The 21,706-nt window shown below is 36.6% G+C and carries 17 protein-coding genes and 1 pseudogene; 11 read left to right on the forward strand and 7 right to left on the reverse strand.

Going from position 1 to position 21,706, the window contains the following annotated elements:
- Positions 1 to 61: 61 nt before the first annotated feature.
- The 3 genes from IPH66_12315 (at position 62) to IPH66_12325 (ending at position 1,551) form a co-directional block, all read left to right on the forward strand.
- A complete protein-coding gene (locus IPH66_12315) occupies positions 62 to 445 on the forward strand; it encodes an energy transducer TonB (protein MBK7130132.1) in 384 nt (127 codons plus the stop codon).
- Positions 446 to 610: 165 nt separating this feature from the next.
- On the forward strand, positions 611 to 1,015 hold the full coding sequence (locus tag IPH66_12320; GenBank protein MBK7130133.1) for an energy transducer TonB: 405 nt from the start codon (positions 611 to 613) through the stop codon (positions 1,013 to 1,015).
- A 95-nt stretch (positions 1,016 to 1,110) separates the two neighbouring features.
- Positions 1,111 to 1,551 carry an energy transducer TonB gene (locus IPH66_12325; GenBank protein ID MBK7130134.1) on the forward strand — a complete coding sequence of 147 codons (441 nt, stop codon included), beginning with the start codon at positions 1,111 to 1,113 and terminating at the stop codon, positions 1,549 to 1,551.
- Positions 1,552 to 1,697: 146 nt separating this feature from the next.
- On the opposite strand, the gene IPH66_12330 is transcribed toward IPH66_12325, so the two are convergent.
- The gene (locus IPH66_12330; protein ID MBK7130135.1) at positions 1,698 to 2,600 is read right to left on the reverse strand and encodes a hypothetical protein; all 903 of its coding nucleotides are present in this window, start codon (positions 2,598 to 2,600) and stop codon (positions 1,698 to 1,700) included.
- Positions 2,601 to 2,735: 135 nt separating this feature from the next.
- On the opposite strand from IPH66_12330, the gene IPH66_12335 reads away from it, so the two are divergent.
- Complete coding sequence (locus IPH66_12335) at positions 2,736 to 3,626, forward strand: response regulator transcription factor (GenBank protein ID MBK7130136.1); 891 nt, start codon at positions 2,736 to 2,738, stop codon at positions 3,624 to 3,626.
- A 78-nt stretch (positions 3,627 to 3,704) separates the two neighbouring features.
- Here IPH66_12335 and IPH66_12340 read toward each other — a convergent pair whose 3' ends face one another.
- Positions 3,705 to 4,637 carry a T9SS type A sorting domain-containing protein gene (locus IPH66_12340; GenBank protein MBK7130137.1) on the reverse strand — a complete coding sequence of 311 codons (933 nt, stop codon included), beginning with the start codon at positions 4,635 to 4,637 and terminating at the stop codon, positions 3,705 to 3,707.
- An 85-nt stretch (positions 4,638 to 4,722) separates the two neighbouring features.
- The gene (locus IPH66_12345) at positions 4,723 to 6,759 is read right to left on the reverse strand and encodes a T9SS type A sorting domain-containing protein (protein MBK7130138.1); all 2,037 of its coding nucleotides are present in this window, start codon (positions 6,757 to 6,759) and stop codon (positions 4,723 to 4,725) included.
- Positions 6,760 to 7,295: 536 nt separating this feature from the next.
- On the opposite strand from IPH66_12345, the gene IPH66_12350 reads away from it, so the two are divergent.
- The gene (locus IPH66_12350) at positions 7,296 to 7,721 is read left to right on the forward strand and encodes a hypothetical protein (GenBank protein MBK7130139.1); all 426 of its coding nucleotides are present in this window, start codon (positions 7,296 to 7,298) and stop codon (positions 7,719 to 7,721) included.
- Between the two features lie 70 nt (positions 7,722 to 7,791).
- Here IPH66_12350 and IPH66_12355 read toward each other — a convergent pair whose 3' ends face one another.
- Both IPH66_12355 and cphA read right to left on the reverse strand, forming a co-directional pair.
- Positions 7,792 to 8,451 carry a DUF4145 domain-containing protein gene (locus IPH66_12355; protein ID MBK7130140.1) on the reverse strand — a complete coding sequence of 220 codons (660 nt, stop codon included), beginning with the start codon at positions 8,449 to 8,451 and terminating at the stop codon, positions 7,792 to 7,794.
- Between the two features lie 42 nt (positions 8,452 to 8,493).
- Complete coding sequence (cphA, locus tag IPH66_12360) at positions 8,494 to 11,145, reverse strand: cyanophycin synthetase (protein MBK7130141.1); 2,652 nt, start codon at positions 11,143 to 11,145, stop codon at positions 8,494 to 8,496.
- Between the two features lie 307 nt (positions 11,146 to 11,452).
- Here cphA and IPH66_12365 point away from each other — a divergent pair, with 307 nt between their 5' ends.
- Together IPH66_12365 and IPH66_12370 are read left to right on the forward strand one after the other, a co-directional pair.
- Positions 11,453 to 12,322, forward strand: coding sequence for a cyanophycinase (locus IPH66_12365; protein MBK7130142.1), 870 nt, complete (start codon positions 11,453 to 11,455; stop codon positions 12,320 to 12,322).
- 129 nt (positions 12,323 to 12,451) lie between these two features.
- Positions 12,452 to 13,879, forward strand: coding sequence for a hypothetical protein (locus IPH66_12370; protein ID MBK7130143.1), 1,428 nt, complete (start codon positions 12,452 to 12,454; stop codon positions 13,877 to 13,879).
- A gap of 58 nt (positions 13,880 to 13,937) precedes the next feature.
- Here the strand turns inward: IPH66_12370 and IPH66_12375 are convergent, their stop codons facing one another.
- Positions 13,938 to 15,005 carry a flippase-like domain-containing protein gene (locus IPH66_12375; protein ID MBK7130144.1) on the reverse strand — a complete coding sequence of 356 codons (1,068 nt, stop codon included), beginning with the start codon at positions 15,003 to 15,005 and terminating at the stop codon, positions 13,938 to 13,940.
- Positions 15,006 to 15,203: 198 nt separating this feature from the next.
- Here IPH66_12375 and IPH66_12380 point away from each other — a divergent pair, with 198 nt between their 5' ends.
- The 3 genes and pseudogenes from IPH66_12380 to IPH66_12390 all read left to right on the forward strand — a co-directional run bounded on the left by IPH66_12380 (position 15,204) and on the right by IPH66_12390 (position 17,013).
- Positions 15,204 to 15,452 carry a type II toxin-antitoxin system ParD family antitoxin gene (locus IPH66_12380; protein ID MBK7130145.1) on the forward strand — a complete coding sequence of 83 codons (249 nt, stop codon included), beginning with the start codon at positions 15,204 to 15,206 and terminating at the stop codon, positions 15,450 to 15,452.
- The gene (locus IPH66_12385; protein MBK7130146.1) at positions 15,449 to 15,766 is read left to right on the forward strand and encodes a type II toxin-antitoxin system RelE/ParE family toxin; all 318 of its coding nucleotides are present in this window, start codon (positions 15,449 to 15,451) and stop codon (positions 15,764 to 15,766) included. Before IPH66_12380 ends, IPH66_12385 begins: the two co-directional genes overlap by 4 nt.
- A 51-nt stretch (positions 15,767 to 15,817) precedes the next feature.
- Positions 15,818 to 17,013: pseudogene (locus IPH66_12390) on the forward strand (IS256 family transposase).
- 134 nt (positions 17,014 to 17,147) lie between these two features.
- Here the strand turns inward: IPH66_12390 and IPH66_12395 are convergent.
- Positions 17,148 to 18,860, reverse strand: coding sequence for an OmpA family protein (locus IPH66_12395; protein ID MBK7130147.1), 1,713 nt, complete (start codon positions 18,858 to 18,860; stop codon positions 17,148 to 17,150).
- Between the two features lie 205 nt (positions 18,861 to 19,065).
- Here IPH66_12395 and IPH66_12400 point away from each other — a divergent pair, with 205 nt between their 5' ends.
- Positions 19,066 to 21,702: a hypothetical protein gene (locus IPH66_12400; GenBank protein MBK7130148.1), complete on the forward strand. Its 2,637-nt coding sequence runs from the start codon at positions 19,066 to 19,068 to the stop codon at positions 21,700 to 21,702.
- The last annotated feature ends 4 nt before the right edge of the window (positions 21,703 to 21,706 follow it).

The raw sequence follows: 21,706 nt of genomic DNA on the forward strand, positions 1-21,706 counted from the left end.
TTTGAGAGTGAGAAGATGAATTACAGAAAAAATTTCTACTTTTAGGTTGCAATTTAATTTTATGAAGCATTTCTTATTATATACATTATTCATTTTGTTAAGCAGTTTCACTTTTGCGCAAGCAGAGGAAGAACCCATTGCAGATTTTGCTGAGCAAGAACCAACTTATAAAGGTGGAAATGAAGCCATGTTTAAATTTATTGAACAAAATTTTGTCTATCCGGACTCATCCAGAATTAACGGTGAGCAAGGAACAGTTTTCGTTCAATTTGTAGTCAATACTGATGGTACATTAACAGAGATTAAGATTGTCAAAGGCGTATCTCCATTATTAGACGCAGAAGCTAAGCGTGTTGTGTCCATCATGCCGCCATGGAATCCAGGCTCAAATGCCGGTAAATATGTGAGGGTACGGTACAGAATTCCTATTAAGTGTGTGATATAATTTTACTTCGGTCTACTCGACCGTACAACCATTGGGGTTGCAAAATAAAAAAAACATTCTGTAGGCACAGGTCGCGACCTGTGCCTACTTGGAGAATCTAATTTTGCAACCCGAAGATACACTTTCCAATTCTATTGCTTAACCCGAGTTAATTGAAAATAAATTATGAGATTCCTGATAGTACTTTGTTTATCTTTTTACTCATTAACGCAGGCTGTCGCGCAAGATCCTATTCCCATATTTGAAGACGATTCATTAATTTATTTAGGTGATGTGGAAGCATCTTTTCCGGGAGGTGATTTGGCTTTGGAGAAATTTGTTAGTGACCATATAGTTTATCCAGACTCAGCAATTTACTATGGAGCAGAAGGCACGGTATATGTTAGATTTGTTGTGAACAAAGATGGTACCTTATCGGATATTGTTGTGATGAAAAGTGCCGGTAAATTTATTGGAGCCGAAGCCATCCGGGTGTTTAGCATAATGCCCAAATGGGAACCGGCCACGCATAATGGATATCCGGTAACATGCAGATTGACTTACCCACTCAAGTTTAGTTTGAATCAATAATTCATCGTCTGATTCTCTTGCAAAGGCCTGATCAACTCAGATAGGAGTGAATAATTTTGTAGCTTTATCTTACGTTTTATCCAAAACACACCATTATGAAAAAATTTGCAACACTTCTTTTTCTATGTGGCATTACCTCATGGAATTTTGCACAAGACACCAACAAAGTAAAGACCGCCGAACCAATTGTTGATTTTGCTGAGGTAGAGCCGCAGTATCCCGGTGGTGATTCAGCTATGGTTAATTTTATCAGAGATAACGTAACGTACCCTGAAAAATCAAGAGAACTCGGCGAGCAGGGAACCGTATACGTACAGTTTGTTGTTAACACAGATGGCTCAATCAGTGAGGTAGAGGTTATCAAAGGGGTATCTCAACTTTTGGATGAAGAGGCGATGCGAGTCATTAAACTAATGCCAAATTGGATACCCGGTATGCAACAAGGAAAACCTGTAAGGGTGAGATATAGAATTCCTATTAAGTTTTCAATTTCTTACGGTAGGGGAGATAAGAAGAGAAAGAAGGATAGAGGGTGATTCTTGCTTGATAAGCAACGTCAAGAGATATTTCTTACGAAATTCATATGTCGGCGCAAAGGTATTTTTGTTTTGTGCAGCACCTTTTTTTATTCCTCTAAATAGTACCTTTTGTAACTTCAGAAAACTCCTTACAAAAACCAATATCAGTTTTCACTCAATTCTTTGACCTTTTCGGCCCAGTTATTTAGTATGATTTTCTGTGTTTCATAATCACTTCTAAAAGGACCACAAACTATTTTCAAAGTAGTGGTTTTTGTTTCACCATTTTCCAGCAATAAAAATTTTTCTGTGTAATCCGTATAATCATTCTGCACATAAAAATTCCCAAACAAGATATCAGCATATTTTGCGGTAAGGGTACCGCTTTCTGGATAATTATAATTTACATTTTTTCCCTCTATCCAATTTGGTTGAAGTTGATTTTTTTCATCAAAAGTGCGTTGAAGTTTTGACGCATACTCTGTTTCTGTCAACACTTTTTGAATAAACGATGCCGAAGCATTTATTTCAATATCAAATGAGACAAAACGGGAAGCCGGAATTTTTGAAATTTCATCATCAGAAAGAAATTTTACATCTGAAATTAGTGCTGTTCCATTACCTCCATTTAAAAATCGAAATCCTACAATTGAATCCGCATCAATTGTGAAGGCTTGAATCACGATGATAAAATCTTCACGCCCACTATTTGGGTTAAAGTATGTTGCTAGTTTTGGCATAGTTATTCCAAGAACCGTTGCTGTTGGATATTCAGCGGGATCTACATAAACAAGTGATGCGCCATTTTGAGTTTCTTCTTCAGTTGGCATTCTTCCGTTTATAACCGGTACGTTTTTCCAATCTGCAATGTCCACTGCAGGTAAGCCATTCAGATTATCCGGGCAATACCATCCAACAAAATTATGCGGTTGGGAGTTTACGTTGTCTTCTGTTTGAGTTAGCGTATCTGAATTGGAATTGGCATCTGAAGAATTTCCCTGGGAGCAGGCAAAAAGTAAATAGGCACCTGCAATCACAAGTCCTTTTTTAATGATTTCATTTTTCATACTGTTTGATTAAAATATTTTGGGTCGAAAGTATATTCTCTTGATTAGCAAAAGAGTTAAGTAATGTAAATTAGTGTAAAATTCAGAAAAACTAAGTCTCATAGGGATATATTCAAGTAATTTTGTTGCGTTATTATGGATATGCTACGCAAAACTTATTTTCTTTTAACTGTGTTGTTGCTTTTAGTTTCAAATCTAAAGGCAGCAACTGATGAACAGCATATGAAGGTTGCTCTGCGAAATATTGGACATCAATTCTTACTCAGTATTGGTGATTCAACCTCCCGGGTTTTGCCAATTGAAAAGATTAACGGTCGCTATGCCATACAATTTGAGCGAACCTTTGCCTTTCAACCTGAAAAACTCATTGAACTTTGTTCATCGGTACTCAATGCGTCAAATCCAAATGAAGATTACATTGTTGAAGTGGAGAGATGCCATTCACCGTTAGTAGTTCATAGCTTTGAAATAAATTCAAACATACCGGATAGCGCCATTTCCTGTTTAGGGAGAACATTGCCTGAAGATTGTTATGTGTTCTTTTTCACAGAAATTGAATCAAAAAATTCTAGTGGGTCTATTGTTACGCAAGTTGATGATGAACCTAATTTCACAGAAAAATCTGCTTCCAAATTCATATATTTTTTACTGATTATACCCATTGCTGCCACCGTCGTTTGGTTTTTAAAACGTCAAAAGAAGAAAACATTAAATACGAATCCGCATATCATTCAGATAGGTCAATTGGAATTCGATCAGAAAAGAATGATATTGCGATCAAAGTATGAATCAACAGAGCTTTCAGGTAAAGAAACAGAATTACTTTTGTTGCTTTACCATAACGAAAATAAAATTCTTGAACGTGAGTATATTCTAAATCAGGTTTGGCAAGATACCGGTGAATACGTGGGCAGAACATTGGATGTATTCATATCAAAACTGCGAAAAAAAATGGAATCAGATGCTAATTTAAAGATCATCAACATCAGGGGAGTTGGGTATAAGTTTGTGATTAGTGAGGGGTGATTTTCCTGTCCTCCCTTGAGGGAGGAAATAATCTTTAAGGGCGAACTGTAAATTCATTCAAATTAGCACTTCACAAATTTAAATCTTTACCACCTTCTTTTTAAATTCTTGAGTTGAATGTCCAAAAAATTGAATGAAATAAATTCCGGGCTCAAATTCTGAAAAATCTAGTTCTAGTTTTTCATGAACTTGTTTCGTCAATAATACTTCACGATGTATTGTGACTATTGATATTTGACCAATTTCCGGGACTTGAATAATTAATTTGTCCTGAACAGGATTGGGGTAAACTGAAAATTCGTTCCATTTTGTTTCTGATAATTCCAAGTGCGTTAAGAGATATTCGCAATCGGTGCCGGATGGATTATACAAACTGAACGAATCATCTTCAAAACACTTAAATGAAGTATAATACCATTCAACAATGACATTGGTGTCACATTCTATAATGCGTGGGAATAAATGCCAGGGACCATAGGACATTAAACCAAATTTTTCATTGTAAACTCCGGCTAAACCGTACGATGATCCTGCAACCGGCTCAAGGGTTATTGTTCTCAATACTTGTGAATTGATGATTACAGTTCCTGTATCAATTACTTGAACTCTTGAAGTATCATCACAAAATCCACCCCCGTTATTGGTTGTAGAAATTATCCAAGTGTCACCAATTGAAGCACCAAAATCAAATAGCACAAAAAATGCATCATTGTTGCGGTAATAAACAGTGTCGTTGGAAACATATGTGTAATATTCAGCAACCGAGTTACTGTCAAGAAAAACTACCTCCGGCCAAGTGTAAAATTCATAAGCCCTACACGCTATTTTTTGACAAGTAATTCCGTCAATAATTGTATCCTCATGGTATAAGTATTTGTAAAATCCCTGAATACTTAAACCGCTTAACTCTTCTAAATTGTAATGCCAAGTCGCGTTTGAATCAATCCAGATTTGAGAGTTTGCCTGATGCAAAACAAAAAATAGAATTATCAGATGGAAGAATTTTTTCATTTAGACCGGCTTCTGAACGGGAAACGGTATTATTTTGGAATTCGTTGGTGAGATGATGTTTTTGCTTTTGTCTTTCGAAAGACAATTAGATTTTAACGAATTGCTGCATTAGTATACCTTTTTCGTTAGTTACTATTTTGATAACGTAATTCCCGTTTTTGAAACCAGATAAATCCATCGGAAAATTGATCAACTGGCTTTCCTTGTGAATACAAAATTGCTCGATTACCTTTCCTGTCATATCACAAATTTCTAGAGTAAAGTCACCCATATAATTGCCTTCGATTAAAACTGACAAAATATCTTTGGCTGGATTCGGATAGAGATTAATTGAGTTTTCCGACAACCATAAATCATCAAATCCAACAGTAACAAGTGTACAAGTGTCAAGAAAACATCCATTGGCATCAGTTATTCTAACACAATACGAGTCGTCACATAATTTATCCAAAAAACTTGAAGTGGAAAAACCAGCAGCATCATTCCACAGGTAGGTATAAGTTGGTGTTCCACCAGTTGCATTGACTGTAATAGTTCCATTACAATTCTGCACTGCACTTGCAGTATTAGGAGTGATGATGAAATTTGCCACTATTGGACTTGGGTCATCAATGACTATTGAATGCGTTGATGAACATCCTATTGAATCTCTGAGTGTCAAGTTGTATGTTCCACCTACCAAATTGTAGATAGAATCTATTCCATTGTTGTTTCCAAAATTGGGGGACATTGAGTAAACAAACGTGCCGTTGTATCCAATCGGATGGAAACTTATTGCTCCGTCCGAATCGCCATTACAAAGTGGATTATAAACAGAATATTCAAAATCAAAATCACACGAGTTGAAACAAGCAGTATCAATATCTATATATGACATATTAAGAGTCATTGGCTCATTAATTTCACTAACAGTACCAGCGGTTAATGGAAAATCAACAACACTTAAAATTGGAGTATTATTAACCACGCTAATTGGCGAACTTAAACATCCATCAATCCCATTCTGAGTAATACGTGAAATCCATCCATCATATTGAAAAAAACCAGCTCCATTACTACTTTGGTTTATTCCTGTTAGGATATAACCGTCCTGATAATTTTCTATGTCAAACAAAATGTCGCCATAAATACCAGAATAAATTCTCGACCAAACCAGATTTAGGTTAGAATCGAGCTTTAACGACATCCCCTCATCGTTACTCCCTATTACATAAGATTTGGCCGCCATTACGAATTCACCTTCTGAATTTGATGTGACATCATAAGAAAAATCTTCGTTAGGCGTACCGTATGTTTCAACCTGAAGAATATTGCCATTCGTGTCGAGCATCAAAAACAAATTATCATAGTTTAATCCTGGATTTGCATCGTCATGCATTCCAACTATCAATATTTTGTCTTCATTCACGAACAAAGTATTTAGAGGTTCCTCATCTCTAACAGAACCGTATACTTTCGACCAAACTGTATTACCGAGCATATCCAATTTAAATACCATGACGTCGGTTCCGCCATGAATACTTGGACTATCAGTGCTTCTTCCTGCATAGATTATCCCACCCGGTATTTCTTGAATTGCGCATGAGTTTGTTGGGATAGCTTCGATGAAAGTTTTGCTCCATAAAGTTGTCCCATCAGCTGCTATTCGAATTATTGAACCTCCATTATTATGAGCACAAACAACAATGATTGAATTGTCGTTAAGAATTTTCAGATAGGTTACATTTCCAGCGTCAAAGGTTTTTTGCCAAATTTCATTTCCAGATATATCATAACTAAAAACTTTTGCCTTCTGAACAAGTCCATCGGGTGCATTAGTGTAGCCACCAGTGACGAGCATATTACCTTTAACGTCAAGTGCTGACAAGGATTGATTAAATCCGGCATTTGTTGATATGATCCACTCAATTTCCTCAGTAACTAGATTAAAATTAACGATAAATGCATCTTGTGCAGAACCATTATATAATCCACATAAATAGAGGCTGTCTCCCTGAACTTTTGACGCCTCAATGTATCGTGAGTTTGATCCGTCATTAATAAAAAGATTGTAATAGTCTTGACTAAATACACTCAAAGATGATGAGAGAAATGAAATCAATGCGAAGTAAAATATTTTCATTTGTAAGTATTTGTTTCTTTCAAATATAATTAAATTCAACCAATTGTAAATCAAAGAAAAGCTATTGTTTCCCGCAAGTAGTAATCCATTGCGTATGATTTTTTAAGACGAGCGCTTCGTTTTTTATTTCCAGTTTACTTTGCACGGATTTCTTCACTATCATTGCTACTTCGGAGATATTCAGAAAGTTATTTGTTCGTTTAAGAATTTAGTTTACATTTGTTTTAATGATGTTTACGTGTTTATGTGTCATTATGATTAACAAATTCTACAAAAATATTTCTTCAGGTAAATTAGTTAAATGCATTGGAATTCACGATCGCAAAAAGGGAGATCTAAATCCAGATGTGTTAGCACAAATGCCTAATGATCATGACAGCAATTTAAACACTGATATTGCCCGAGAAATTTGGTTGATAAACTGTGAAAAAGAGTCTGAAACACACAGGGTAATTACCTTGAATTCCTTTGTTGTGTGGGAGTCCGAATTCAATAAAGACTACAAATCAATTTGATCTATTAACAACAAAAAAGCTATGAACAGAATGAATTTATTCCTTTCACTAGTTATTACTTTCAGTTTCTTTTCTGCAGAACTGGGGTTATATGCACAAAATTCTTTTGTAATACAACATTATGATTCTTTCGGTAATGAACTTAACCCTAATGTTAGTGAGAATAGCAAAATGGTCTGGACTGTTTCAAAAGACGGTAAAATTCTTCACATGAGAAGATACGACACTGAGGATAGCGGAGCGATAAGTTGGGAGAAGGACAGGGATATTTTTTCAGTTGAAACAACGGATAAGGGTCTAATATATACGGTTTCAGATAATGAAGGCGGTAGCTTAAAAGTCGAGTTTTTAAATCCCAGCCTTTATACTAAAAAAGTTAAAACAATATACTCCGATGGAGGCATGATGGTTTATACTGGAAATATTGATTATTCAAGTTTGTTTTAAGATTGTTGTGAATTAATTTCTGGGACACTTTTTCAGTAGAGGACTATCTTGATTTAATCCAACCCAAAGACTATTCCGGCATGTCATGGATAATTTCCTGTGTGAGAGATTCCATATCAATCCAATGAGCCGTCAGATCTATTAGTTTTTTTAAATCCCTTAAATCTTTATTTTGCCATTTTCTTTCGTAATGGGCCTCATCGTTTCCAATCCATACCGCCCTCTTAGCAACTGATTTTATTCGTGTGTCATTTACCAATTCATCGATACACCTTCCAAGTAACATTTTCTTCACCTGACTCTCTTGTTCAGGATAAAGAATAATTAAATAATCCTTTATCAGGTGTTCAAGTGCTTTTCTGAAACCAACGCCACAGATTTCACAGAGGCCTACCATCTCTGCCTCTAAGGCTTGATTATAAATTATCACAAAATTTGGAGAAATCTGATTGATTGTTTCACTAAAATCCTTTGGCATAGACCGTTTTGGTATAATTATCTTCTCGAAGTAAACGTCTCCATGCCCAGAGTCCCCATAAAATGCTAAGAATGAACTATTACATTTTAAATTTGGACAGACGAAATTGACCTCAACTCCTTGATTTACATAATTAACATGACCAAAAACTGGAATTGGTTGAATAGCTTTATGACAGTGGGGGCAATTTCCAGGGAGGTCATTCAATCTCGCACTTCCAGTATCAGTTTTGATGTCTATCATTATTTCCATAATCGTTAAAAAATGTCATGGTTTGTTAGCTGACCAACACCCTCACAAATTCGGAATATCCTCTTTTCTGAACTCATACAACTTATCGGCTTCTTCAGCTTTGAGTTGCATCACTAAGTCAAGCGCTTCTGGCACTACATCTGAACACAGCACAACAAGCGATCCTTTACTTGCATTTTTTACAGCGTAACGGATAGCCTCGTTTTCTGATGGTATGATGGTAATCTTTTTATTCGGATCTACTTCTTTGATTCCGTCAACTAACATGTTGATGAGTTCGTCTTCTGATTTTCCACGTAAGTTTTTATCTTGTCTGATGATGATTTCATCAAACATTTCAGCGGCAATTTTTCCTATTCCGTTGTTGTCTTCAACTCGTCTGTCTCCAACGCCGGCAATGATTCCAACTTTTGGACTGCCGTCCATGCGTTCTATCATTTTTTGTAATGCTCTTAATCCCGGAGGATTGTGTGCATAGTCTAATAACAAATCAAAATCTTTGAAGTTGAACATGTTCAATCTGCCCGGTGTTTGTGCCGGTGATGGTATGAATGTTTCCAATGCTACCTTGATATCTTCAATACCAAATCCCTGAACGTAACCGCTTATGACCACAGGTAAAATATTCTGAATCATAAACACGGCTTTACCTCCAAAAGTTAATGGAACATCAACAGCGCGTATGACTCTCATTTTCCATGTTCCTCTGCAAACAGTGATATATCCATTTTCATACATGGCGGTAATACCACCTAATTTTTGCAGCGCTTTGATGCGTGGATTATTTTCATCTAAGGAGAAAAGTGCTACATTGGCTTCTACATTTTTACGCATGCCGTAAACCAAATCATCATCTGCATTTAAAATAGCGTAGCCATCTTTTTTTACTACTTCAGGTACCACCCCTTTCACTTTTGCAAGTTGCTCCAAAGTATGAATTCCTTTTAGTCCAAGATGATCTGCAGTTACGTTGGTGACAATTCCAATATCACATTGTTTAAAACCTAAACCTGCGCGTAAAATTCCACCGCGTGCGCATTCAAGTACTGCAAAATTTACGGTTGGATCTTTCAAAACAAATTCTGCACTTTGTGGTCCGGTGCAATCACCTTGCATCAACATTCTATTTTGAATATAGACACCGTCTGTTGTGGTATAACCAACTTTGAATCCTTTCATTTTGGCCATGTGAGCCATCAAACGGGTTGTCGTTGTTTTACCATTTGTTCCGCTCACCGCAACAATCGGAATTCTTGCAGATGAACCCGGAGGAAACAACATATCAATAATAGGCGCGGCGACATTTCTTGCCAATCCATCGGTTGGATCTAAGTGCATACGTAAACCGGGGCCGGCGTTTACTTCCAAAACTGCTCCGCCTGTTTCAGTTACCGGAATTGAAATATCAGATGTCATCACATCAATTCCGCAAATGTCTAAACCAATTATGCGGGCAATTCTTTCTGCCATAAAAACATTGTACGGATGCACAATATCTGTTACATCGCTCGCTGTTCCGCCTGTGCTTAGGTTTGCGGTGTCTTTTAAATCTAATCGCTCTCCTTGCGGAATAACAGAATCAAGTGTCAGATTTTTTTTGACCAGTATTTTTTCTGTCATCGCATCTACTGAAATCATGGTCAGCATTTTTTCATGACCATATCCACGACGAGGATCTTTGTTTACTTCATCAATTAATTGTTGAATAGTTGATTTTCCATCACCAATGACATGTGCCGGTTTGCGCAATGCCGCCGCAACCAGTTTGTAATTGATTACGAGCAGACGATAATCTTCACCGGTAACATATTTTTCAATGATCACTGTTCTTGAAACTTCTTTTGCTTGTGCAAATGCGGTGACCGCGGTGTTCCAATCTTTAATATTTGCAGTGATTCCTCGCCCATGATTTCCATTGACAGGTTTTACAACAACCGGATACCCGATGCGATCAATGGCATCTTTCATGCCCGCTTCAGTGCGCACGATATCACCTTTGGGAACAGGAACTTCTGCCTGCTCTAATAAAAATTTCGTATCTTCTTTATCGCATGCTAATTCTAACGCAATAGAACTTGTATTACTGGTAACGGCAGCCTGAATTCTTTTTTGATTAGCACCATAACCCAATTGGCAAAGAGAATATTTATTCAACCGAATCCATGGAATATCTCTTGACACAGCCTCATCAATAATTGATTGTGTGCTTGGTCCAAGACGACTGCTTTCACGCAGTTCACGCATCTCTTGAATATCTGTTTCAAGATTATATTCTTTACCGGCAATCAATGCTTCAGCAATAGCAATAGCAGCTTTTGCGGCGTATAATCCAACTTTTTCTTCAAGATAATCAAAGACAACAAAATAGACCCCTTTTTGCCCGTAGTCACGGGTGCGACCAAAGCCAACTTCCATCCCGGCGAGTGATTGAATTTCTAATGCAATGTGTTCAATGACATGACCCATCCAGGTGCCTTCTTTTACGCGCATGAAAAATCCGCCCGGGCAACCTTCAGAGCAACGATGCTCATACATAGTAGGAAACATTTTTTCCAAACGCTCTAAAAATCCGGGAATTAAATTGGTAGGTTTTTCTTCGAGATCTTCCAAATCCAACGTCATTACAATTAGTTTATGTCTTCTGACTGACCAGTAGTTTGGTCCGCGCATGGCACGTAGTTCGAGTATTTTCATAGGGTGTTTGTATTAATTATATCGTTCGGTCAATCCCGTAGGCGCAGGTCGCGACCTGCGCCTACGGGATCGGGAACGCGGTTGATCAATGCTAAATTTAGAATTAAAATGAATATATTCTTAATTTTGAAACGTATATTCTGAAAAAACAAAATTCGTTTCCCCCTTTGAAGGGGGATTAAGGGGGATGACAGTCGTACTATGTTGAGCGAATTACTGTCACCTCTGTCTGCGCTGTCGCTTCGACAGACAGGCTCCTTAATCCTCCCTCAAGGGCAAGGGAAGAAAGGCACTCAAAAACCAAACCATGACACACGTAAAATTTATCAAAGGCACTCTTTTTCCCATCGGCGGAAACGAAGACAAACACATTGAAGACAACGAGCTGTATACGCAAGATTTTATTGAAGATGGAATTCTATCACATGTAGTGAGAGAAGCGGGCGGAACGGATGCAAAGATTGTGGTGATTCCCACCGCATCAAGTATTCCGGTTGAAGTGGGTGAAAATTATTTGCATGCGTTTGATCATTTGGGTTGTAAAAAGGTGAAGGTTTTGCAAATAAAAAACCGTATTCATGCAGGCAATAATGATTACATGAAGGCCATTGAAGAAGCCGACTGCATTATGTTTGGCGGTGGAGATCAATCTAAAATTGTGGCGGCCATTGGCAGTACACGTATGCACCAATTGATTTTAGATAAATATTACAATACGCCATTAGTTATTGCCGGAACAAGTGCCGGAGCCATGTGTATGTCACACGAGATGATTGCTGGTGGTTCAAGCACCGATGCCCTTGCAAAAGGATCTGTGCGATTAGACAAAGGAATGGGTTTTATTCCGCAAACAATCATAGATTCTCATTTCATTCAGCGTGCCCGGTTTGGGCGTTTGGCTGAAGCTGTAGCTGCATTTCCAAATTTGATTGGCATTGGTCTTGCTGAAGATACGGGGGTAATTATCAAAGAAGCTCGTCACATGAAAGTTGTAGGTTCAGGCATGGTAGTTTTATTTGACGGTCATGGGTTAACTCACAACAATCACGCAATATTAAAAATGGGTACGCCCATGTCAATGACTGATTTAAAAGTGCATATTTTAGCCAACGGAGACCGTTACGATCTGGAAACTCGCCAGGTGAGTGTCTTGCCAATGGCGTCTAAGTTTGAGTAGGGTTTTTAAGGAGTTAGGAGTTAGCGCTTAGGAGATAGTAGATTATTGATTTCAATTTGTAACTTATCCACGCGTTTTGCTTTATATAGAAGATTGTTTGTAAAGATTAACTTGATTCAAATATTTACTTTGACCCGTGTCCTGATTTCAATATTGCTCATTTTATTGACATTCGTAGTAGCGAGCTTTTATGATTATCCATCAACTTTTTTAAATCATGACCCTGATTTCAGGTACTGGGTTAATAAAAACAAGGTTAAAAAACTCACTTGTTCACCAAAAACATATTGGACAGGTTTTGACACTAATTATTCAACTGAATATTCCTATTCAGAAAAAGGCGAATTGATTGAAGAGCGCTTTTATGAAGAGTTTATTGGAGATGTTTCGATAGATGATACCGCTGCATTATTTGACGACGGTTTTGTTTTTTTTGACACATTAGGCATCAGTCACAAAGGATATTTTTTAAAGGGAGACATCATCAGAAAAATTCAACTGACCGATGCAAATGGAAATTTGGTGTTTTACTTTTTTAAAGATGACGAAGATGATTTCGATTTTTATAGAGCGAAAATTCTTGTTAAATCAATCAAGTACATTGATAAAAAAAGAGACATCGAAATATTGAATTTTGGTTTTATGAGCTATTACGCTCCTTACTTTGATACGTTGTCATCTGTGAAATTATTAAATGACAACAAAACAAATCTAATATCCGTAACTGCATGGGTGAAAGATCCAATTGAACAAGATTGGTATAACGGTGAATTACGCAAAGTATTTTCAACCGAAAGAAAACGCATTGACACACTTTCCGGTGATAAAATCATCAGATTAAATAATGAATTCTACAATGAAAAAATTATTGCTCACTTTGGAAGAAATTTTCCAGCCGTTTTTAAAAGTTGTTTGGTAACTGCCTATTTTGATACTAATGCAAATTGGTTCATTAGATCAAGACTACCACAATTGAATCTGGATGATATTAAATATAGCATGCAATATGCATTTTCTGAAGAGCGCAGATTCTTTTTTACAAATTCAGATTCAAGTATTATATTTCACTACCGGCATTCACAAATTGAAACAGTGACTAAAAATGAAATCGGAAAATTGAAAAGAACTTATTATTTATATGGCCCGATTTCTGAGAATCCACCTGAATTAAATGGTTATTTTCAATATGACAAAAATGGCAATTTAATAGAAGCGTATAGTCTCAATTGCATAGGTTGGAACAAAACCAGTTATGAATACGATGGAGAATTAATCAAAAAAATGACGATTTACAAGGAACATATGGATTCAATAGTTTACAGGTGTGAAAGAAAAAAATTCCTTGTGAGGTTGCCATACGGTCAATCCTTTTATGATGATGTTATTGAATTTTATTCAGACGTTGATTATCCTCCATCACTGATTTATGACACAATAAAGTCCGAAGATTATTCACAAAAAAGCAGAATAAGTTTTGTTGGTAATAGCAGAGACACCATCACAAATTTTATTGTTGCTGATAGTTCAAATAGAATTTATACAGTGGAGTATTGGTGATATAAATTGCATTCCCCACGCCCTTAAGCACTTTGTCCTCTGTCCTTTTTCTGTTGGCTTAGCCCTCTGTCCTAAGGCCTCTGCCCTCAGCCCTCCTCCCCATCCACCTCGGTAAAATAATAGACCCAATAATCAGATACGGATAATATGAAATCAATCTCCACAAAAAGGCAAGGCTTAATGCAAGAGCACCGTTGCGAATATAGTCTGACAATAATTCACCAAAGAGATATTCTGCCATGCCGCTGCCGCCTGGTGTTGGGGTAACTAACATGACCAGCCACATCACCAATTGTCTGCCAAGAATAATGAAATTGTCAAACAGATTTAATTCTATAAATGCCAGCAAAACAAAATTGATCACCAAATAACGTGATGTCCATGACCAAATGGTGGCCAGAAAAAGTTTTATCCAAAAAATAATTGTTTTTCCTTTTAATTCAATGGAAGCAATTTCAATGTCGTGCGCGAATTTTTCAGCTTTGTGTTTTCGTCGTTTTAATAAAGGCAAACGGTAAATGAACAGAGCTAATTTTCCAAATAATTTCGGATAGATAAAAATGCTGATGAGCAGTAAAAGATTTATTGCGGTGATGATCGAATATCCTATCCAGAACACTGTCATTCCACCTTCACGTATTGATGCAAGATTTGCCGGAAGTAAATCAATCGGAGAAACGAAGAGAAACAGAACAGGAAGTAAAAAAATATAGAAAAAATTGTCCAAAATTGTGGTGATGATAACCAGCGCAGTGGACTTGCCAAGCGGAATTTTTTCTTTCTCCAAAATAAACATAGCAACCGCTGCACCACCCACAACGCCGGGTGTTACGGCTGATGCAAATTCCCACAGAAAAATAACGTTGAAACATTTTTTCCATGGCAAAATTTTATTAGTGAGAATGCGAATACGAATCATGTATGCAAAATCACGAAACGCCATCATGACAATGGCACAACATAAAAAGACGAGAGATTTTGAATTGAAATGTATAAGCGACCAATCAACTTCTGATTTAGAAAATTCGCGATAAAAAAGAAATGAAGTGAGACCGAGGCAAATTACCAAAACCCAAATGATGCGACGGTAATTTAATAAGCCGGAAACTTCACCTCTTTTTGACATGTAATTTGAAACTACATAAAGGTATGAAGAAATACATATTGACCTTGCATTTATTTAGATCATGGCATGTAAATGATCTATACGATACACGAATAAAGAAAAAACGCTCGTTTTTTTGTCACTCGCTTAATGGGGAGTTTCAATAAAACACTTTGACTTTATACCAAGAATTGGTATATTTGTATAAATACATTAGATATGTCAAAGAACACATCAATACTTCTGGGTGAATATTTTGAGCATTTTGTGAATGAGAAAATCTCATCAGGTAAATATTCCTCAGTCAGTGAGGTGATTAGAACAGCACTCAGATTGTTAGAGAGTGAGGAGAACAAATACAACGTTTTGATTCAGGAGCTGGAAATTGGTGAAAAAAGTGGATTTGTAAAGAAATTTGATCCCAAAAAAAATCTTAAAAAACTTCACGCCAAACATGTGAAGAAATGAAATACGTCATTAGCAAGAAAGCAGCTCAAGACATTGAATTGATATGGTTGTACACCTATGAAAACTGGTCACTTGAACAAGCCGATAGATACTACAATTTATTGATGGATGAAATAGAATTTATTTCTGAAAATATTGAAAGGGGTAGAGACATTGGGTATTTAAAAGAGGGGTACAGAACATCATTGGTAAAATCGCATATTATCTTCTATAGAAAAACCGGCAGAAACTTAATAGAAGTGGTGAGGATACTACAGGTAGCATCTCAAAAAGTGTGTAAGGCCAAAAGTTATTCTGAAATTTTTGACCTTTAACAGTCAAAAAAATTTCGGAAATAACTTTTGGGTGGCTTTAACACATAATGTATGAAAAAAGAGGAATTATTAACTAAAGAATTTTTAAAGCAGTTCAAGACAGGAGATGCCTTGAATAGTTTTATTGAAGAGCTTCAGAAACGAGGCATAGAACAGTTATTAGAAGGTGAAATGGATGCTCACCTTGGTTATGAAAAACATGAAAGATCCGATGGTAAAAATGCCAGAAACGGTCACATAACCAAGCGACTCAAAACCAAAGAAGGCGAAATGGAGGTAAAAGTGCCACGCGATCGCCAGTCAGAATTTAACCCTATTCTGGTTCCAAAACGCAAGAGCATGGTTGAGGGTGTAGAGAATATTATTGTCTCAATGTATGCCAAAGGAATGTCCGTGAGCGATATTGAAGAACAGATTCGAGAGCTCTACAATTTTGATGTGTCAACATCTACAATATCTCGCATTACCGAGCGTGTATTGAGCGATGTGAGTGCTTGGCAAAATCGTGCTCTTGATCCGGTCTATCTCGTAGTTTGGATGGATGGTATTGTTTTCAAGGTTCGAGAAAACTCAAGAGTGGTTGAAAAAACAGTTTACATTGCTATTGGACTTAGTATTGATGGTAAAAAGGAGGTGCTTGGAATGTGGCTTGGAAAAAATGAATCTGCTGCCTTTTGGATGTCCGTACTGACTGACTTGAAAGCCAGAGGCGTAAGAGATATACTCATCACAGCTACCGATAATCTCAAGGGATTTACAGAAACTATCCGTGCTATTTTTCCCGAATCAACAAAACAAATCTGCGTGGTACACCAAATACGAAACTCTTGCAAGTACGTTTCCTACAAAGACAGGAAAGAGTTCTCAGCTGATATGAAACATATTTACAATGCTCCAAACCGTGATGCTGCCGCTATCGCTCTAGATGACCTTGAAAAAAAATGGGGCGGTAAATACGGTTATGCTATTAAAGTTGGCGCGCCAACTGGGAGGAACTAACTGCGTTTCTTGACTTCCCGGTTGAAATCAGAAAAATTATTTATACAACCAATGTTATTGAAAATCTGAACGGAAAAATCAGAAAGTACACTAAAAATAAACTATCATACCCGACAGACGATGCCGTAATCAAATCCGTTTTTTTAGCAATAAGAGAAGCAACAAAACGATGGACCATGCCCATCAGAAGTTGGGGTGAAATATTAAATCAATTTATGATTATTTTTGGAGAAAGAATTAAACCGTAGCCGGAACTACTTACACACTTTTAGGGATACTGTCATACTACATCAGAAAATGGACTTGGAAAGTAGAATTGATAAATAGTACTGAATTGTACGGATGTATAAACCGACCTTGATTGATAATTGAGTACAGAAAATCAATCCGCTGCGAATTCAATTTCAATACGGCGGTTGATATCACGTCCCCATTTGTAAGCATTTGGCGCTATGGGGTTTTCTGAGCCGTTGCCTTTATAAATTAATCTGCTTGCAGGTATTCCGTTTGCAATTAAATAGTCATACACGGCTTTTGCGCGTTGCTCTGAAAGTACAATATTATTCTCTTCAATACCTGATGCATCTGTATATCCGTTGATGGTTATTTTTACGTACTTATGTTCTTGCAAATATTTCACCAATAGATCTAGATTATTTTTGCCATAACCGCTGTCCGGCAACGTAGCCATGCTTGATGGAAACTCAAGTGAATCAATAATAAACACACTTCCTAAATCAGAGCTTCCTTGATTGGCAAAGAAATAGGTGAGTGACATTTTACGCAACTTTTCTTCATCAACCACTTGCGCGTTATTGGAATAAAATGATTCATCAACAAGTCGGTTTCCGCTGTGTTGGGTTTTGTTTAAAATCTTTACTTCAATCCTTCGGTTTCCTTCTCGTGTGGCTTTGTATTTATTGCTGAAAATAGGATTTGCAGGTCCATATCCTTTATACGAAATACGATGCGGCGGATATCCTTTTGCAATAAGAAAATCATAGATGAATTTTGCCCGTTGAGTTGATAGCGACATGTTTTCAGAATAGCTTCCTGAATTATCTGTGTATCCTCCAATTTCAATGACTAGGCTGGTATCCATATCCAGTGCTTGCATGAGGTAAACAATGTCTGAATTGGTTTCTATGCCGGTGAATGAAGTATAACCCGGTTTGAATTTTACATTGTACAATACAATTTGATATCCCACCGGAATTGCTTCCGGCACAATGACGAGATGTTCAATTTCAATATGCAATTGTGAGCTGTCAATTTTAGTTGGCATATCAGGACACAAACAATCTTGCAATGAATCAGAAATCATGAATTCCGGGTAAGGGACAAATTCTTTTATTCGTTCGCGCTGCTCTTGATAACGCGGGCTTGTATTGGCTCCGTCTGTTCCTAAATCCCAATAGTTTACAGCATCCCAGTTTGAGAATCCGCAAAATTGTTTTAGCATAACCGCAGACACGTAACCTGAGGCATGCCAGCCATTCCAGCAATGTAAATAAACAGGTCCAACCTCTGTACTTGTTGCTGAAAGATACGTCATCTTCAACATGCGATATACGTGCGTTGAATCAAAATAATCTAACTGATGATATTGCATACTATTCCATGAAGAATCAATGCATGAACAGGTGTCACCTTTTGGATAATTTTCAAATCCATGGCGATACAAATAAACTGAATTTGAAAATCCTTCTTCACATAAATTATGTAATCCATCTTCAGGCAATGGATTTTGATTATCGCGTTTATTTGTGAGATGATAATAGTTATTTGCACCACCTCTGTATGCTACGCCGTGCAATATCGGTCGCATATTGCGCGTTCCGTATAAACTGTCAAATCCGTTGCCTTTATTGTCAGTGATTTTATACATCAAATCTCCTTCACCATATCTGCGGATATAGTATTGCGGATTTAATTCAATTTCCGGATGAATGGCAAACAACGAATCGTAATTTATTTTTGATCCAACAGGCACAACTACCCAAGTGTCCAAACCAATTTTAACAGTGTCTGTCTGACAAAAAACGGTGTGGGCTGTCGTTAATAAAAGTCCTGCTATGAATACAAATCGAATCATCCTTGTAAAGTTACATAACAGGTATTATGCCATTTTCAATGTGTGTATAAAGTTTTTCACAGTCTTTTTTTTGTAAACAATGATTGATTATTCGCCCTTGGCGTAGGGGCAGTTCGCCACTTGCGCCTACGCCGCGCCAAATATTGAATTTAACTCGTATAACCATCTTGCTGATCTGTGTTATATTTACATCCATTCTTGCTCTATGAGATTAACAATTATTATCAGTTTTCTGTTTCATTGTCTTGTTAGTTTGAGTCAATTGCCTATGAATCTCAAGTATGACCAACTTGAATATTCTTATGATTCTGCCACGGTTCTGGTTTATTCTAAATCAAAATCTGCTGTGTTTGATTTGAGAACCGATAAATTTTTAATTGATTTTACAAAGGATGTTGTTGTCAATTATCCATTCACAAATTTTTACCTGAAAATTGCCTTAAAGAAAGGTGAATTATCAATTTATGATTTTAGCAATCAACATGAATTTTATCAGGTGACAGATAGAGATTCATTTATTTATATAGGTATTGAAGATCCCCGAATTCAGCCTGGTTTGATGTCAATGAATGGAGTTATGAATACAGATTTTCCAACGGTGGAATCTCCGTGTAAATGGTCAAAAATATCTTGCACAAAAGTCACTCATGATATCTATATTCTCAACGCATACAAAACACATATTTATAATGAAACTGAGAATCTTCCAAATGATGATTTTATTGATGGATTTAATTCTTCAGGTGTTTATTTGGTCTCTGAAAAAAAGTGGTTAATTGACCCTGTTTATCACGCTTGTTATTCATTAAATGATTATTATTTCTGTGCCAGACAAACGCTGGTACCAAATTATCGTGATGGGGGAGAAATGATCAGAACCCCTAGTTATGAATACAGTTGGGATCTCTACCACTACACGGATGAAAAAATGAATTTAATTGTGGGTGATGCGTATGAAATAGAGCCGGATTTAATTGCGCGAATTATGCGGGTTGATTCTGTGATGAGTTTGAATAATGACAAATCTCTATTTGAATTTATTGATGCCGGTAAAAGAGGAATACTCAGTTTTCAACTTTATTCGGGAGGTTATTTTGGTGAACAGACATTTCATTGCAAAATATTATTGGATGCAAAATATAATTTAGTGGTTTATTCAGAGATGTTGAGCAGATTAGTTGTCTCTGAATTGAAAGATACATTGAGTCATACTATGTATAAAATTAGATTTGATGAGAAAGGGTTCGGGTTGCGTAAACAATTTCAAATTGATGATAATTTTTCATTCGATGCTCCTGAAGCCCCGGCAGAAAATTGGAAAGAGTTTTTGGTCCTTTATCCTTCTAGTTCAAATAAACTATTTTATCAAGTGATATTTAGTAATGAAACTGAGTCATACACGTTGTCAGAAATATCATCAGAAAATCCAAATACCGAATTGAGCAATATTGGTGTGAGTAAAATAAATGACTCACTTGTATTGGTGAATTTATATGTACAAGATAATCGCATAGAGGTTGTGCACAGTGAAGTTCATCCTGATGAAGATTCAGTTGATAAGGATGGAAATACAATTTACTATGAGCCAAATCCTTCTGAAATTAGCTCAGGCGTTTTTAATTATCAAAACGGCAACTGGTTTATTGAGCCGCAATATGCTAAAGTTATTCAAACAGCTAATGGTTGGATATGTGTTATTGAAAGCGAAAACGATCAGAGTACTTATACGATATCTTTATTAGATGCACGGGGTGAAACAGTGTTCTCATCAAAGCTACCTGAAGATATTATATTGAATGATTATTTAGAATATCTATCTCCCTATAAAAATACTGATACCGTTTTTTTGGCGCCAAATGGATTTCAATCACATCAAAAATGGAATACACCAAATCAAATGTATTACGCTCGTTTTAATGGAAAGTACAGCTTGTATAATCCGGGTAGATTTTTTGAAAATGAGTACTTCGTAAAGCCCTACGATTTCATTCACGTTCATCCACAGTTAGATATTTTAATTGCTATTGAAAATGATTCACTTTATTTTAGTTCACCTTTTGTTTCAACCTCGATGAAAGCTGAAGGCGCAGAACTGGTTTATAAACAATACGCAGATTTCAATGATCCGTATGAAGCCTGGGAATTGACAACTATTTATCAGGGACAAGCTACGGTTGATGGAACAAAAGAAGTTTGGGGTTCTCAAATCACAACCATATCCATTCAAATTTCTGAAAATGAAATTATCATCAACGATTGTACGCCAGATTCAAGAGTTTCTTTTTGCCCTGAATGTTATAATGAAAACGATGAAATATACACCTCACAAACTATGTTCTATACTGAGAATTCTTCAGTTTGGAGACGAACAGAATATGGATGGATTAAAGCTAGCCCATATTATGCCGGTATTGAAAAATTAAAACATGGTGAGTACATTGCGCACTCAGGAAAATTTCTCTCATCTGTTATTTATGATGGACTTGGAGTATTGCACGGTAATGATGATGTACTCACCGAAATCCCATCTCGCTATTTCCTCCTTGACTCCAATTTCAACGCAATTCCCTTCATGGATTATTTTGATTTTGCCTACATTGAAGATTTGGGTTTTGGCTTAAAAGTGCAGTTCAATCCGGGTGAAAAATATTTTTTTATGACTTATGATCATCGTGGCATAACCAATGCTGAATGGGATGATTTTACATTAGAAAACGGAAAATTGAAAGCCATCATTCATACCCAATATGAAGTTGATGAAAATGGTGAATTGGTTTTGGATGAATTTGGCAATCCTATTGAAGCGGTTTCAGAAACTATCAAGTTTTTTAAGTTGAGATAGACTC

The sequence above is a fragment of the Crocinitomicaceae bacterium genome (assembly GCA_016708105.1).
Lineage (GTDB): Bacteria > Bacteroidota > Bacteroidia > Flavobacteriales_D > Crocinitomicaceae > JADJGJ01.

What these genes read in the sequence shown, in the direction of transcription:
- IPH66_12315 (MBK7130132.1), top strand. Translation starts at nt 62, where the DNA reads ATGAAGCATTTCTTATTATATACATTATTCATTTTGTTAAGCAGTTTC.
- IPH66_12320 (MBK7130133.1), top strand. Translation starts at nt 611, where the DNA reads ATGAGATTCCTGATAGTACTTTGTTTATCTTTTTACTCATTAACGCAG.
- IPH66_12325 (MBK7130134.1), top strand. Translation starts at nt 1,111, where the DNA reads ATGAAAAAATTTGCAACACTTCTTTTTCTATGTGGCATTACCTCATGG.
- IPH66_12330 (MBK7130135.1), bottom strand. Translation starts at nt 2,600, where the DNA reads ATGAAAAATGAAATCATTAAAAAAGGACTTGTGATTGCAGGTGCCTAT.
- IPH66_12335 (MBK7130136.1), top strand. Translation starts at nt 2,736, where the DNA reads ATGGATATGCTACGCAAAACTTATTTTCTTTTAACTGTGTTGTTGCTT.
- IPH66_12340 (MBK7130137.1), bottom strand. Translation starts at nt 4,637, where the DNA reads ATGAAAAAATTCTTCCATCTGATAATTCTATTTTTTGTTTTGCATCAG.
- IPH66_12345 (MBK7130138.1), bottom strand. Translation starts at nt 6,759, where the DNA reads ATGAAAATATTTTACTTCGCATTGATTTCATTTCTCTCATCATCTTTG.
- IPH66_12350 (MBK7130139.1), top strand. Translation starts at nt 7,296, where the DNA reads ATGAACAGAATGAATTTATTCCTTTCACTAGTTATTACTTTCAGTTTC.
- IPH66_12355 (MBK7130140.1), bottom strand. Translation starts at nt 8,451, where the DNA reads ATGGAAATAATGATAGACATCAAAACTGATACTGGAAGTGCGAGATTG.
- cphA (MBK7130141.1), bottom strand. Translation starts at nt 11,145, where the DNA reads ATGAAAATACTCGAACTACGTGCCATGCGCGGACCAAACTACTGGTCA.
- IPH66_12365 (MBK7130142.1), top strand. Translation starts at nt 11,453, where the DNA reads ATGACACACGTAAAATTTATCAAAGGCACTCTTTTTCCCATCGGCGGA.
- IPH66_12375 (MBK7130144.1), bottom strand. Translation starts at nt 15,005, where the DNA reads ATGTCAAAAAGAGGTGAAGTTTCCGGCTTATTAAATTACCGTCGCATC.
- IPH66_12380 (MBK7130145.1), top strand. Translation starts at nt 15,204, where the DNA reads ATGTCAAAGAACACATCAATACTTCTGGGTGAATATTTTGAGCATTTT.
- IPH66_12385 (MBK7130146.1), top strand. Translation starts at nt 15,449, where the DNA reads ATGAAATACGTCATTAGCAAGAAAGCAGCTCAAGACATTGAATTGATA.
- IPH66_12395 (MBK7130147.1), bottom strand. Translation starts at nt 18,860, where the DNA reads ATGATTCGATTTGTATTCATAGCAGGACTTTTATTAACGACAGCCCAC.
- IPH66_12400 (MBK7130148.1), top strand. Translation starts at nt 19,066, where the DNA reads ATGAGATTAACAATTATTATCAGTTTTCTGTTTCATTGTCTTGTTAGT.